The organism is Micromonospora sp. NPDC005220 (genome assembly GCF_040607895.1).
Taxonomy (GTDB): Bacteria; Actinomycetota; Actinomycetes; order Mycobacteriales; family Micromonosporaceae; genus Micromonospora.
This window is the reverse complement of sequence record NZ_JBEXHP010000010.1, coordinates 64,461-77,774: the sequence shown is the minus strand read 5'-3', so window position 1 is coordinate 77,774 and position 13,314 is coordinate 64,461. Positions and strand designations below refer to the sequence as shown.

The 13,314-nt window shown below is 70.3% G+C and carries 12 protein-coding genes; 5 read left to right on the top strand and 7 right to left on the bottom strand.

Annotated elements, in window-relative coordinates; translation table 11 throughout:
- Positions 1-79 precede the first annotated feature (79 nt).
- Complete coding sequence (locus ABZU52_RS07195; protein WP_354970180.1) at positions 80-577, bottom strand: helix-turn-helix transcriptional regulator; 498 nt, start codon at positions 575-577, stop codon at positions 80-82.
- A 338-nt stretch (positions 578-915) separates the two neighbouring features.
- On the opposite strand from ABZU52_RS07195, the gene ABZU52_RS07190 reads away from it, so the two are divergent.
- Complete coding sequence (locus ABZU52_RS07190; RefSeq protein WP_354970179.1) at positions 916-1,533, top strand: DedA family protein; 618 nt, start codon at positions 916-918, stop codon at positions 1,531-1,533.
- A 44-nt stretch (positions 1,534-1,577) separates the two neighbouring features.
- Here ABZU52_RS07190 and ABZU52_RS07185 read toward each other — a convergent pair whose 3' ends face one another.
- A complete protein-coding gene (locus ABZU52_RS07185) occupies positions 1,578-2,321 on the bottom strand; it encodes an aquaporin (protein WP_354970178.1) in 744 nt (247 codons plus the stop codon).
- A gap of 212 nt (positions 2,322-2,533) precedes the next feature.
- Between ABZU52_RS07185 and ABZU52_RS07180 the strand changes: the two genes are divergently transcribed.
- Positions 2,534-3,547 carry a potassium channel family protein gene (locus ABZU52_RS07180; protein WP_354970177.1) on the top strand — a complete coding sequence of 338 codons (1,014 nt, stop codon included), beginning with the start codon at positions 2,534-2,536 and terminating at the stop codon, positions 3,545-3,547.
- A gap of 56 nt (positions 3,548-3,603) precedes the next feature.
- Here the strand turns inward: ABZU52_RS07180 and ABZU52_RS07175 are convergent, their stop codons facing one another.
- Positions 3,604-4,083: a MarR family winged helix-turn-helix transcriptional regulator gene (locus ABZU52_RS07175; RefSeq protein WP_354970176.1), complete on the bottom strand. Its 480-nt coding sequence runs from the start codon at positions 4,081-4,083 to the stop codon at positions 3,604-3,606.
- Positions 4,084-4,165: 82 nt separating this feature from the next.
- On the opposite strand from ABZU52_RS07175, the gene ABZU52_RS07170 reads away from it, so the two are divergent.
- Together ABZU52_RS07170 and ABZU52_RS07165 are read left to right on the top strand one after the other, a co-directional pair.
- Entirely contained in the window at positions 4,166-4,810 is a 645-nt protein-coding gene (locus tag ABZU52_RS07170) for an NAD(P)H-dependent oxidoreductase (RefSeq protein ID WP_354970175.1), read from the top strand.
- A 499-nt stretch (positions 4,811-5,309) separates the two neighbouring features.
- Positions 5,310-7,034, top strand: a complete 1,725-nt coding sequence (locus tag ABZU52_RS07165) for a trypsin-like serine protease (protein ID WP_354970174.1) — start codon at positions 5,310-5,312, stop codon at positions 7,032-7,034.
- Positions 7,035-7,108: 74 nt separating this feature from the next.
- Here ABZU52_RS07165 and ABZU52_RS07160 read toward each other — a convergent pair whose 3' ends face one another.
- The 3 genes from ABZU52_RS07160 to ABZU52_RS07150 form a co-directional block, all read right to left on the bottom strand.
- Positions 7,109-8,143, bottom strand: a complete 1,035-nt coding sequence (locus ABZU52_RS07160) for a 2-oxoacid:ferredoxin oxidoreductase subunit beta (RefSeq protein ID WP_354970173.1) — start codon at positions 8,141-8,143, stop codon at positions 7,109-7,111.
- Positions 8,136-9,983 carry a 2-oxoacid:acceptor oxidoreductase subunit alpha gene (locus ABZU52_RS07155; protein WP_354970172.1) on the bottom strand — a complete coding sequence of 616 codons (1,848 nt, stop codon included), beginning with the start codon at positions 9,981-9,983 and terminating at the stop codon, positions 8,136-8,138. The genes ABZU52_RS07160 and ABZU52_RS07155 overlap by 8 nt, the downstream gene beginning before the upstream one ends.
- Before the next feature lie 281 nt (positions 9,984-10,264).
- Positions 10,265-11,743 (bottom strand): hypothetical protein, encoded by a 1,479-nt coding sequence (locus ABZU52_RS07150; protein ID WP_354970171.1) that lies wholly within the window; start codon positions 11,741-11,743, stop codon positions 10,265-10,267.
- 129 nt (positions 11,744-11,872) lie between these two features.
- Here ABZU52_RS07150 and ndhC point away from each other — a divergent pair, with 129 nt between their 5' ends.
- Positions 11,873-12,250 (top strand): NADH-quinone oxidoreductase subunit A, encoded by a 378-nt coding sequence (ndhC, locus tag ABZU52_RS07145; protein ID WP_354970170.1) that lies wholly within the window; start codon positions 11,873-11,875, stop codon positions 12,248-12,250.
- A gap of 67 nt (positions 12,251-12,317) precedes the next feature.
- Here the strand turns inward: ndhC and folP are convergent, their stop codons facing one another.
- Positions 12,318-13,187 (bottom strand): dihydropteroate synthase, encoded by an 870-nt coding sequence (folP, locus tag ABZU52_RS07140; RefSeq protein ID WP_354970169.1) that lies wholly within the window; start codon positions 13,185-13,187, stop codon positions 12,318-12,320.
- Between the last annotated feature and the right edge of the window lie 127 nt (positions 13,188-13,314).

Below are 13,314 nucleotides of genomic sequence, written 5' to 3'. Positions count from 1 at the left end.
TCCAGCGTGCGGGCGACGGCGGCGGCTGGCCCAGTGATTCTGCCGGCGGCAGATCCGCCGCCGGCAGAATCGGCGCGGCCTACGCGGCGGTCAACCGCCGCAGGCCCAGCAGGGTCTGTGCGCTGTCAGCCAGGGCTGCGGTACGCGGACCGGGGCGTGAGCCACCAGCGGAGGCTTTTCCGTCGACGCTCAGGGTCGGCTCGCTCGCCACCGGCCCGCGGTGCAGGACAAACCCGCTGACACGTGGACCCACCAGCAGGGTGGCGTTGCCGATCTCGCGCCGAGTCGCGTCGACCCGCTCCAGGTGGGTCAGCGCGGCGCGCGGCGCGGCCGGGAGGCGTGGCTCGACCCGGCGCATGTCGTCGCGGGCTTCCCCGAGCAGGTCGGCGAGGCTGATGCCGAGGGCCCGGCAGATCGCCGCGAGCACCTCCGAGGAGGCCTCCTTGCGCCCCCGTTCCACCTCGGACAGGTAGGGCACCGAGACGTCGGCCGACTCGGCCACCTCGCGCAGCGTGCGGCCCTGACGCTGGCGGTGGCGCCGCAGCACCCCGCCGATCACTCGTCGCAGTAACGACATGCGGGTCTCACTTTCGCGGTCGTCGTCGGGAACACCCTCATCATGCCCGTCTCCGGCCGTCTCGACCGACCCGTCCGGGCCCGCGCCGCTCGACGGCGCGGGCCGGGGCCGTCATCTGTGCAGGTGGGTGTGCCACGCTCACCGCTGTCAGCAAACCGCAGGAGACGGCCAGGCTGACCAGCAGCGTCGGCGACGGGCGATGCGTCCGTGCTCCCACCGGTCCTCGGCAGCCCCTCATCCGGCTCGGTTCCTGCTGTCGACCCGAACCCTGCGGATCACCAGCCCGCCGAATGGCTTCCTTGACCACTAATCAACATGTTTAGGGAGACAATCAGCGGATGGACAGGGTGGTGGCAATGCTCACCGGGCTGCCACCGCTCCTCATCCTGACCCTGGTGCTCGTCCTGCCGGCCCTGGAGTCCTCGACCCTGCTCGGTCTAGTCGTGCCGGGCGAGACGGCGATCCTGATCGGCGGACTGGTGGCCCACAGCGGTGCACTGCCGCTATGGGCCGTGGTCGCCGCCGCGACCATCGGGGCGTGCCTCGGCGACCAGGTCGGTTTCGCCCTGGGCCGACGGTACGGACCGGGCGTGCTCGCCCGCGCCCCGCGCTTCCTGCGCCGGCACGTCGACCTCGGGCGGGCCCGCCGCCTGACCGCCCGGCGCGGGGCGTGGGCGGTGGTCACCGCCCGTTGGATAGTTGTGCTGCGGGCCGTGGTGCCCTTGGCCGCCGGCGCTGGTGGGATGCGCTGGCCGTTGTTCCTACGAGCGAACCTGGCCGGCGGGCTGGTATGGGCGGCGGCCGTGACGCTGCTCGGCTACCTGAGCGCGGCCTCCTACCACTATCTGGAGCGGGAACTGGGGATTGGCGAGTGGGTCCTGCTGGCCCTGATCGGCGTCGGCGTGGCGGTACGGGTGTGGCGGCGCCGGGGCCGGCAGAAGCAGGCCGAGCACTGAAAGCGCAGACCTTTCTCGCACGCGACGGGTTGATGGAGGGCGCGTCAGTGGTCAGTGCCTTGGGCAGTGTTGCGGCTGATCCGGCCGCCTCCGGGGCCACGTAGCATTTTGGCTGCACCGACCGCCACTGGCACCGCGAGCAGTGGTCCGAAGAGGTACGCCCACCAGGCTTTTGGTTGGCCGTAGACCAGGGCCGGGCCGAGTGAGCGGGCGATGTTCATTGACGCTCCGGTCAGGGGTGACGCCCAGAGCCCGGCGAGAGCCAGGTATCCGCCGATGGCGACGGCCGCCATCGGCCCGACGTTCTGGGCGGCGGAGGCGGTTCCCAGGACGGTGCTGAGCAGCCCGACGGTGAGGATCAGTTCCCAGACCAGGGCGAGCGGGGTGCCGATGCCCGGTCCGGGCAAAGTGAGACCTGCAGTGTCGTGCCCGCCGAGGAGACCGGCGAGCAGTGCTCCTGCCGTCACCGCCCCGGTGAACTGGGCGGCCAGGTAGCTGGGTACGCGGGGCCAGGGGAAGTCCCGGCGCAACGCGAAGGCAAGGGTGACGGAAGGGTTCAGGTGGGCGCCGGAACACGCGCCCATGAACAGGATGATCGAGGACAGCATCAGGCCGGGCGCGACAACTGCGGCGGTCCGGCTGATCACCTCGTCGCCGATCCGCTGATTGACCACACCGGGGCCGGCCGAGACGAGCACCAGAAAGAAGGTGCCGAAAACTTCGCCAAAGATTCGCCGCCACCAGACCGGGTCCGGGCCGCCGACGACGTAGTCGCCGTGAGCTGCCATTGCCTCACCGTACGACGCCGTCCACCCGGGCGGCATCAAGTTGTCAGACCCTCGCCGATTGGCCTCTCGTGGCAGATCATGCTCGGGGCTTGTCGTCCGTAGTCGGGTGCGAGACCGCTGCTGGTTGTCCTCGATGCAACCCGGACGTGCGGTCGGCGGTGTACCCGCTATGTTGTGGGCGTGCAGGCGACGGTGGGGGAGCAGGTTCGACCGTGATCCATTTTCCCGCGCAGCGCCGGGGGCCGCTGAGCGCGCTGAGCCTTCGGCTCGCCGCCGCCCTGGGTCTCGTCTTCGCCGTGGTCGCCGCGGTCTACCTGGGCCGGGACGGCTACCGCGATGTCAACGGGGACGGCCTCACCCTGCTCGACTGCTTCTACTACGCGGTCGTGTCGCTCTCGACCACCGGCTACGGGGACATCACACCGGCCGCGCCGTCGGCCCGGCTGGTAAACGTCCTCTTCATCACCCCGGCCCGAGTGATCTTCCTTATCATCCTGGTCGGCACCACCCTGGAAGTTCTGACCGAGCAGTACCGGACCGGCCGTCGCCTGTCGCGGTGGAGGAGAGCCGTGAAGGACCACGTCATCATCTGCGGCTACGGCACCAAGGGGCGCAGCGCGGTCTCCGCCCTGATGGAGAACGGTCTGGACCGCTCGCGGATCGTGGTGGTGGAGCGCAGCGCCGCCGCCCTGCGGCAGGCCACCTCCGCCGGGCTGGTGGCGATCGAGGGCTCGGCGACCCGCTCGTCGGTGCTGAACGAGGCGCACGTCAAGAACGCCAAGGCCGTGATCATCGCGACCGACAGCGACGACGCGTCGGTGCTGGTCGCACTGACGGTACGGCAGCTCACCGCCGGACAGGTCCGGATCATCGCGGCGGCCCGGGAGGCGGAGAACGCCCCGCTGCTCAAGCAGAGCGGCGCGCACCATGTGATCGTCTCCTCGGCCACGGCGGGCCGGCTGCTCGGCCTGTCCACCTCGGCGCCGCCGCTGATCGACGTGGTGGAGGATCTGCTCACTCCCGGCCAGGGCATGGCGCTGGCGATGCGTTCCGCGGAGCGGGACGAGGTGGGTCGCTCGCCGCGAGAGCTGGAGTCGTTGGTGATCGCCCTGGTCCGACGGGGCAAGGTGGTCACCCTGGCCGACCGGGCCGGCGCGGTGATCGAGACGGGCGACATGCTGGTGCACGTACGCGACGACCGCCCCCAGTCGGCCACCACTGCCTGACCCTCGCGCCGCTGTTGGTGTCGGTGGGACGGCTTCGCCGCTGGGGTGACGCGGCGTCAGCAGGTGTCGTCGGTGTCGCAGATCGCCTCGGTGCAGTTGATCGCCGTGGCGGTGGAGGCGCGGCTGAGCAGCTCGTAGAGCGTCTCCCGTTCGGCGGAATCCAGTGCGGCCAGCACCTCGTCCTCCGCACTGGCGAGGGCGCATTCGGCCTCGTTGAGGCGTTTTGCCCCGTATTCGGTGAGTTCGACGACATGCCGACGGCGGTCCTCGGGTGAGCGCCGCCGCTCGATCAGCTGCTTCGCCTCCAGGTCGTTGAGCAGCCCGACGATGTTGGTGCTGTCCATTTCCAGGATGGTGGCGAGCGCCTGTTGACCGGTGCCGCCGCCGGCGCGCAGCACGGTGAGCGCGACCAGATGTCGGGGGCGTAGCCCCAGTGGGGCCAGCACCGACTCCGACCGCAGTCGCATCCGCCGGGCCAGATGGTCCAGGAGTGCTCCCGAGCGGTGCTCAGAGGAGTCGAGCGGCGGCGCGGACATGTGACCCAGTCTACCGATTCAGCGGAACATCGGGCTGCTATAAATAGTTGGTGCTTCACAGACTATTCCTTAAGGGGGAATGATGCACCTACTACATATCGACTCCAGCATCCGTGGTGACTGGTCGGTCAGCCGGCGGCTCACCGCCCGCGCGGTCGAGGCATGGCGTGCGGCCCACCCGGACGGCACCGTGACCTACCGGGACCTGGGTGCCGAACCGCTGCCGCACCTGGACACGGACGGTGGGCTGGCGCGGATGACTCCGCCGGACCAGCACACGCCGGCCCAGCGCGAATCCTGGGAGCTCAGCCAGCGGCTGGTCGACGAGGTGAAGCAGGCCGACGTGGTGCTGCTCGGCCTGCCGCTCTACAACTACGGCGCGCCCAGCAGCGTCAAGGCCTGGGTCGACCACCTGATCGTGCCCGGCCTGACGTACGACCCGACGACGCAGGAGGGCCTGCTCAGCGGCCGCGAGTTCGTGGTGGTGGCCACCCGGGGCGGTGGCTACGGCGAGGGCACCCCACGCCACGGCTGGGACCACGCCGAGCGGTGGCTCCCGCACGGCATTTCGATGACCGGCCTGCAGCCGCGCTTCATCAGCGCCGAGCTGACCCTGGCGCCGGCGGTGCCGGCGATGGCCGACCTGATCCCGCTGCACGAGGCGAGCCTCGCGGCGGCCGAGAAGGAGATCGACAACCTTTGGCTGCCGGCCGGCGCCGCCCGCTGACCATTCGCCCCTCGTTCCGCGGAGGGTGGCCGATCCACACCGGACGGCCATCCTCCGGGGCGGGACATCCAGTTCTGGACACCAGGCGGCTGGCGGCCGCAACCCTTCCGGATGAGTCGCGGCTGCGCTGACCCCGTCGTCCGTCGCGATCTTGTAGCAGTTCATGGAAAACTCTCGCCGCCGGGCAGCCTCCCGATCGAACCCTTGCTACTGTGTCTCGGCTTAGAGCTGTCAATGGGTGTCGCTGCCGGGGCTTGCCGGTGCAGCGTCGTTGGCGCAGGCACGACGGGGAAAATCTTCAGTTTCGGGCGGACTCGCCCTGGTGTGGTTTGTCATTCACCCCGTCGCGTCCCACGCAGGTCATCCCGGGCAGTTCCGAGTGCCTCGTTAATCGAACGACGGGAAGCAATCAGTGGCTGAAGTGGCAACATCCGCAGGAGTCCGACGCCGGTGGTACGCCGGTGTCGTGGCGGGCCTCGCCCTCACGGGCATGGCGGCCGTGGCACCCACGACTAGTGCTCACGCCGCCCCCGCCGGCGGCGGCGTCTACGACGTGGCGAGCAGCTCGCGACCGGACCGGTTGAGCAAGCTGCCGAACCTGCACAAGGGGAAGCTCACGCTTCCCAAGCCGGGCGCCCAGGGCCGGACCTTCCAGTCCGGTACGGGTGCCTCTCCCAAGGTCTTCCAGGGGACCCTGGCGAGCGCCTCCGAGTTTCCGTACATCGTGGGCATCGTCACCACCTTCCAGGACGGCCCGGACTTCTACTGGTACTGGTGCACCGGCACGATCATCGCCCCCAACAAGGTGCTGACGGCCGCGCACTGCACCGCCGAGGGGGCCGGCACCACTCGGGTCATCGCCGGCAACGACCGGCTGGTCGACAGCAACGGCCAGCTTGTCGGTGGCAGCGGGTACGTCGCCGAGGTTGGTTCGACCTGGACCCACCCGGGCTGGAACATCGCCCAGCAGTACGAGGACCCCTCCGCGCCGATCGTCGACGACGTCTCGGTCCTCACGCTGAAGCAGAACCTGCCCAGCGTGTACAAGCCGGTGTCGTTGACCGCCCAGGGTGACCAGACTCCGTACGCGGCTGGCACGCAGGCCCAGATCGCGGGCTACGGCGTCACCTCGTCCGACGAGCAGAACCCGGACAGTCGGCTGCGTAAGGCGACCGTTCCGATGCGGTCCGATGCGGACTGCACCATCGGCGAGCTCTACCTCGCCGACCGGATGATCTGCGCCGGTGCGGGCACCGAGGCCACCCCGAGCAGCGACACCTGCGGGGGCGACTCGGGCGGTCCGCTGCTGGTCAACGGGGTCCAGGTCGGCATCACCGACTGGGGCTTCCAGCCGTGTGGTTCCTCGCCCGGCTACTACGAGCGGTTGAGCTACTACAACAACTCGATCAAGGCGGACCTGACCCGTCCGGCGCTGGTCAACGCGGACTGGAGCGGCGACGGTCACACCGACCTGCTTACCCGCGACAGCGCCGGCAACCTGCGGTTGTTCTACGGCAGTGGTTTCGCCAACGACGGGTACGGCGGCTTCTACTGGGATCAGCAGATCGGCACGGGCTGGAACGTCTTCAGCCGGGTCTTCCGCGTCTACAACTGGAACGGCGACAAGAAGCCGTCCATCATGGCGATGAAGCCCAACGGTGAGCTGTTCCTCTACAACACCGATGGCAAGGGCAACTTCGCCGGCGGTGCCAAGAAGATCGGCACCGGGTGGCAGGGCTTCACCGCGCTGATGGTGACGAACAACTGGCTGGGCAACAACCGGCCGAGCCTGCTGGTGCGCAAGTCCAACGGCGATCTGATCCGCTACACCAGCAATGGTGCGGGCGGCTGGGAGAACCCGCTGGGCACCAAGATCGGCACCGGCTGGAACGGCTTCAACCTGTTCCTCACCCCCGGGGCCTGGAAGGGCGACGGGAAGGAGGTGCTGATCGGTCGCACCTCGACCGGTGACCTGAAGATGTACCAGTCCGACAGCAAGGGTGGCTGGACCAACCCGCTGGGCACCAAGATCGGCAGCGGTTGGCAGGGCTTCAAGAACATCATGGTTCCGGGCGACTGGAGCGGCGACAACATGATGGACATGCTCGGCGTCGACGGCAGTGGCCGGATGCGGCTCTACACGACCAACGGCTACGGCCAGTGGATCGACTCGAGCGGCGCGGTCATCGGCACCGGCTGGGGAGCATTCAACCTGGTCTTCTGATCAGGCTGTCCCGCAGCAGTAACGGGAAGGGCCCGCAACCGAACGGTTGCGGGCCCTGTCCCATTTTCCAGGCGTCAGATGATCGTCCAGGTGTCGCCGCTGCCCAGCAGGCCGGCGAGCTGCTGCTCGGGGGTCTCGGTGACAGTCGCCTTGGCGGCCGCGAGCTGAGCCTGCACCACGCTGTCGTAGGACGGGCGGTCCACCGAGCGGAACACCCCGATCGGAGTGTTGCGCAGGTCAAGGCCGGGCAGCCGGGACAGCGCGAAGGCGTACGCCGGGTCGGTCACCGTCGCGTCGTGCACGACGATCTCCTCCGGGCGGACCGAGCCGGTGTCGCGGACTTCCAGGCCGAAGCCGCCCGGCGGGTGCACCACGCAGAACCGCCCGTCGGCACCGAAGGTGATCGGCTGCCCGTGCTCCAGGCGGATCAGGTAGTCGTCCCGGGTGGACGGGTCCTTGAGCTGGTCGAACGCCCCGTCGTTGAAGATGTTGCAGTTCTGGTAGATCTCCACGAAGGCCGAGCCCTCGTGCTCAGCGGCGGCCCGCAGCACCGACTGGAGGTGCTTACGGTCGGAGTCGATGGTCCGGCCGACGAAGCTGGCCTCCGCGCCGAGAGCGAGCGAGAGCGGGTTGAACGGGGCGTCCGCCGAGCCGGCCGGGGTCGACTTGGTGATCTTGCCAACCTCGGACGTGGGCGAATACTGGCCCTTGGTCAGACCGTAGATCCGGTTGTTGAACAGCAGGATCTTGAGGTTGACGTTGCGTCGCAGCGCGTGGATCAGGTGGTTGCCACCGATCGAGAGCGCGTCGCCGTCGCCGGTTACCACCCAGACCGACAGGTCCGGCCGGGACACCGACAGGCCGGTGGCGATCGCCGGGGCCCGACCGTGGATCGAGTGCATCCCGTACGTGTTCATGTAGTACGGGAAGCGGGACGAGCAACCGATCCCGGAAACGAAGACGGTGCGCTCCCGGGGAATGTTCAGCTCCGGCATGAACTGCTGGATGGCCGCCAGGATCGCGTAGTCACCGCAGCCGGGGCACCAGCGCACCTCCTGGTCGGACTTGAAGTCCTTGGCGGTGAGCTTGACGGCGACGGGCTCAAACATTCTTCAGCACCTCTTCCAGCGTCGTCTCCAGCTCGGCGGCCGTGAACGGGAGGCCGCGGACCTGGTTGTAGCTGATCGCGTCGACCAGGTAGCGGGCCCGGATGACGTGGGCGAGCTGGCCCAGGTTCATCTCCGGGATGACCACCTTGTCGTACGAGCGCAGCACCTCACCGAGGTTGGCCGGCATCGGCGCCAGGTGCCGCAGGTGCGCCTGGGCGATGGAGAGGCCGCGCTGGCGTACGCCCCGGCACGCCGCGCCGATCGGCCCGTACGTCGAGCCCCAGCCGAGGACCAGCACCCGGGCGTCGCCGTCCGGGTCCTCCACCTCGATGTCCGGAACCGGGATGGTCTCGATCCGGGCGGCCCGGGTGCGCACCATGAAGTCGTGGTTGGCCGGGTCGTAGGAGATGTCCCCGGTCTTGTCGGCCTTCTCCAGACCGCCGATCCGGTGCTCCAGGCCCGCCGTGCCCGGGATCGCCCACGGCCGGGCCAGGGTCTGCGGGTCACGCAGGTAGGGCAGGAAGGTGGTGCCGTCCTCGCCGTTGGGCTTGGTGGCGAACTCGACCCGCAGGTCGGGCAGCGACTCCACGTCGGGCAGCAGCCACGGTTCCGAACCGTTGGCGACGTAGTTGTCGGAGAGCAGGATCACCGGAGTGCGGTAGGTCAGCGCGATCCGGGCCGCCTCCAGCGCCGCGAAGAAGCAGTCCGACGGCGAGCGGGGCGCGATCACCGCGACCGGCGCCTCGCCGTGCCGGCCGTACAGCGCCATGTTGAGGTCGGCCTGCTCGGTCTTGGTCGGCATGCCGGTCGACGGGCCGGCCCGCTGCACGTCCACGATCACCAGCGGCAGCTCCAGCGCCACCGCGAGCGAGATCGTCTCGCTCTTGAGCGCCACGCCGGGGCCGCTGGTGGTGGTCACGCCGAGCGAGCCACCGTAGGAGGCGCCCAGTGCCGCGCCGACCGCGGCGATCTCGTCCTCGGCCTGCATGGTCAGCACGCCGAAGCGCTTGTGCTTGCTCAGCTCGTGCAGGATGTCCGACGCCGGCGTGATCGGGTACGCGCCGAGGAACACCGGCAGCCCGGAGCGGACCCCGGCGGCGACCAGCCCCAGCGAGAGGGCCGCGTTGCCGGTGATGTTGCGGTACGTGCCCGGCTTCATCTTCGCCGGCTTGACCTCGTACCGGACCGCGAAGTCCTCGGTGGTCTCGCCGAAGTTCCAGCCGGCCTTGAAGGCGGCGACGTTCGCGGCGACCAGCTCCGGACGGGCCGCGAACTTGCGCTCCAGGAAGCGCAGCGTCGACTCGTAGGGCCGGGAGTACATCCAGGAGAGCAGGCCGAGGGCGAACATGTTCTTCGACCGCTCGGCGTCCTTCTTGGACACCTGGTGGGCGGCGAGCGCGCCGACCGTCATCGAGGTCAGTGCCACCGGGTGCACGACGTAGCCGGCCAGCGAGTCGTCGTCCAGTGGGCTGGTCTGGTAACCGACCTTGGCCAGGTTGCGCTTGGTGAACTCGTCGGTGTTGACGATGATGTCCGCGCCGCGCGGCAAATCGGCCAGGTTGGCCTTGAGGGCCGCCGGGTTCATCGCCACCAGCACGTTGGGCGCGTCACCCGGCGTGAGGATGTCGTAGTCGGCGAAGTGCACCTGGAAGCTCGACACACCCGGCAGCGTCCCGGCGGGAGCCCGGATCTCGGCGGGGAAGTTTGGCAGCGTGGAGATGTCGTTGCCGAGCTGCGCCGTCTCCGAGGTGAACCGGTCACCGGTCAGCTGCATGCCGTCGCCGGAGTCACCGGCGAACCGGATGACCACCCGGTCGAGTTGACGGATCTGCTTGGTCACTGTGCCACCTTCGTTCGCGACTGCGGGGCTTGCCCGGCCACGGAACCTCCTTGACGCCACGCTTCACCGCACCGCCCCAGGCTGGTCCGGCCGCTGTCGTTCCTCACCGAGAGCCTACGTCTAAGGGAGCCCTAACCATGCCCGGAGGTCCGCCGACTGGGACCAGACAGGGGCGAGAAAAGCCCGTCTTTGCAGTATTTCGCCCCGGCCGCCGTAATTCAGATCACCGCCGGGCCGCGCCGACGGCCCCGGCGGCGGGGTGCCGCGGGGCCATCTGTCGATCATTCGGTGGGGTTGGCTGCCGGCTCGGGCGGCGGGCCGCCGAGCCGGCGGCGCAGCGAGGTGGTGGCCAGCGTGAGAGCCAGCACCACCAGCAGCGTGGAGACCGCGATCAGGATGACCGCGGTGCGCTGCACCGACGTCAACCCGCCGTCTCCGGTCGCGGCACCGGCCGGGAGTACGCCCTGCGAGCCGGTCGGCGCCGGCGGGGAGACCACCGGCGTGGCCAGGGCGGCCGCCGAGGTGATCCGGAAGCTCATCTGCACCCGACGGGTCGGGCCGCTGCGGGGATCGAGCTGACCGATCACGGCACCGGACAACGGCGCTTCCCGCTGGGCCTGCGGTGTCGCCTCCACCGGCAGCTGCACCTCGGCGGTCGTGCCGGCCAGCACCAGGCCGGCGTCGCAGCGGGTACGCGTCGGGTCGACCGCCACGCAGCCGAGCGGTGGGGCCGGCACGGTCACCCCGGCCGGCAGGACGACCTCGACCTGGCCGGCGGCGTCCACCGTGCCGGTGTTGCCCAGTCGCAGCGTGAGGGTGCTGGGGCTGCCGCTGATGTCGAAGGCCACCTCGTCGGCGGCGAGCGTGATGCCGGGCACCGGCGGGCCGGGTGGGAAGAGCACCGCGAAGCCCTGGTCGTCGGTCGCTTCCCCGGGCACTCCCGGCGCGTCCGCGATGACCTGGACGGAGCCGCTGAGCGGCATCTGCTTCCAGGCGGTGCCAGTGACCCGCAGGCGCAGCACGGTGCTGAACCGGACACCCGCTTCGGCGCTCCAGGCCCCGCAGCGGTACGCGCCGCCACCGACGGCGGCGCAGCCCTTCGTACCGGCGTCGGTCAGCCCGGCGGGCAGCGTGTACGAGAGGCGGATCTGTTGCGCCGTGGTACCGGTGTTGTGCACGGTGACCTGAAGGGTGGCGGCCGTGCTCGCCTTGTTCCAGTACGCCTCGGGGAGGGTGACGTCGCCGGTGGTGACCTGCACGCCCAGCGGGCTCTGCGGCGGTGGTGCCGAACCCGGCGCGGGCGGGTGGACCGGCGGAATCGGGGGTGTCGGCGGGGCCGGGGGCGCCGTCGGTGGCACCGGGGGAGCCGGGGTGGGCGGTCGGGTGGTGCCGCCCGGCGCGGGCGCGACGGTGGTCGGTGCCGGCGGGACCTCCGGGACGGTGGTCACCGGCGCCGGTGGCGTCGTCTCCGGTGGTGGCGCGGTGGTCTCCGGTGCCGGATCGGTCGGCCCCGGTTCGCCGCCCGGGACCTCGGTCGGGGTGGGCTCCACCTCCGGTGTGGTCGGCGGCCCTTCGCCGCCCGGCTCGTTGACCGGGTCGGCCGAGGTGGTGACCGGGTCCGTGTCCGGTGCGGCCGCGCTGGCCCAGGCCGGTCCCACGGCGAGCGACGCGAGCAGGCCGACCGCGAGCGCGGTCGCCAGCAGGGGGGTGGAACGTCGTACCTCCGCCCGCTTACCGGGCGATGCCTTCACGCGGGCCATCTGTCCTCCGGTGACATGGGTGGGTGTCCAGTATTCGGTAACAGTTGCCCTGGTGCACTAGTCCCAACCGGAAACAAATCCGTAACGTGTCTGGGACGGCCCGTCCGAGCGGACGGTAGGCTGCCGACTGTGACCGGATATCTGGGCTCGTACGCGACGCTCGGTCTCCTGCTGCTCGCCAGCGCTCTCTTCTTCGTTACGGCGTTCTCGGCCAACCGGGTGTTACGCCCGGCACGTCCGGCCGATCCGCTGGGCAAGCGGGCCAGCTATGAGTGCGGGCTCGACCCGGTCGGTGCCGACTGGGCGCAGATGCAGATTCGCTACTACGTGTACGCCTACCTGTACGTGCTGTTCGCGGTCGAGGCGGTGTTCCTCTTCCCCTGGGCGGTGGTGTTCGACCGGCCCGGCTTCGGTCTGGTGACGGTGGTGGAGATGGCGGTGTTCGTGGCGGTGCTCGCGCTCGGCATCCTCTACGCCTGGCGCAGGAACATCCTCCGCTGGACCTGAGCGCCGCGGCCTCCGGCGATCGTGCCGGTCCGTCCGGCCGTTCGCGGTCGGTGACGGCGACAACCAGTCAGGCGAGGCCCCGGCGGGTCGCCGTGGGCGGGCGGTCGCCTCGGATCGAGGCCACCAGGTCCAGGACCCGGCGGGTCGGGCCGACCTGGTGGGCCCGGAAGACCCGGGCGCCCAACCAGGCCGAGACCGCCGTCGCGGCGAGCGTCCCCTCCAGCCGTTCGGCCACCGGCAGGCCCAACGTCTCACCGATGAAGTCCTTGTTGGAGAGCGCCACCAGCACCGGCCAACCGGTCCCGGTCAGCTCGTCCAGCCGGCGGGTGATCTCCAGCGAGTGCCGGGTGTTCTTGCCGAAGTCGTGCGCCGGGTCGATGAGGATGCCGTCGGGGCGTACCCCTGCCGCCACCGCGCGCTCGGCGAGCCCGGTCACCGTCGCGACCACGTCGGCCACCACGTCGCTGAAGGCGGCCCGGTGCGGCCGGGTACGCGGCGTCAGGCCCCCGGCGTGCGAACAGACCAGGCCGGCGCCGGTCTGCGCGGCCACCCGGACCAACGCCGGGTCGGCGCCCGACCAGGTGTCGTTGAGGAGATCGGCGCCGGCCGCCACGGCCTCCGTCGCCACCTCGGCACGCCAGGTGTCGATGGAGATCACCACCTCCGGAAACGCGGCTCGGACGGCGGCGATGGTGTCCACCGTGCGCCGGATCTCCTCGGCCACGCCCACGTCCGCGCCGGGGCCGGCCTTGACCCCGCCGATGTCGATGATGGCCGCGCCCTCGTTTACCGCCCGCTCCACCGCGCGCAGAGCGCTGTCGGCGGCGTAGGTGGCACCTCGGTCGAAGAACGAGTCCGGCGTGCGGTTGATGATCGCCATCACCGCCAGCTCGCCGGGGGCGAACGTACGCCCACCCAGCCGAAGCGCCCCGGCCATGCCCGCCTCCTGGAAGTTCGCGCCGTCGCCGCCGCGTCGGCCGGTCCCGACGCTAGTCGGTCGCCCACCCGCGATTCCGGCCGGGCGTCGGCGCCGATCGTGATCGGGGCGGGTGGCGGGGTCGCTC

Coding starts and splice junctions, on each gene's coding strand:
- ABZU52_RS07195 (WP_354970180.1), bottom strand. CDS start 577: ATGTCGTTACTGCGACGAGTGATCGGCGGGGTGCTGCGGCGCCACCGC.
- ABZU52_RS07190 (WP_354970179.1), top strand. CDS start 916: ATGGACAGGGTGGTGGCAATGCTCACCGGGCTGCCACCGCTCCTCATC.
- ABZU52_RS07185 (WP_354970178.1), bottom strand. CDS start 2,321: ATGGCAGCTCACGGCGACTACGTCGTCGGCGGCCCGGACCCGGTCTGG.
- ABZU52_RS07175 (WP_354970176.1), bottom strand. CDS start 4,083: ATGTCCGCGCCGCCGCTCGACTCCTCTGAGCACCGCTCGGGAGCACTC.
- ABZU52_RS07170 (WP_354970175.1), top strand. CDS start 4,166: ATGCACCTACTACATATCGACTCCAGCATCCGTGGTGACTGGTCGGTC.
- ABZU52_RS07160 (WP_354970173.1), bottom strand. CDS start 8,143: ATGTTTGAGCCCGTCGCCGTCAAGCTCACCGCCAAGGACTTCAAGTCC.
- ABZU52_RS07150 (WP_354970171.1), bottom strand. CDS start 11,743: ATGGCCCGCGTGAAGGCATCGCCCGGTAAGCGGGCGGAGGTACGACGT.
- folP (WP_354970169.1), bottom strand. CDS start 13,187: ATGGCCGGGGCGCTTCGGCTGGGTGGGCGTACGTTCGCCCCCGGCGAG.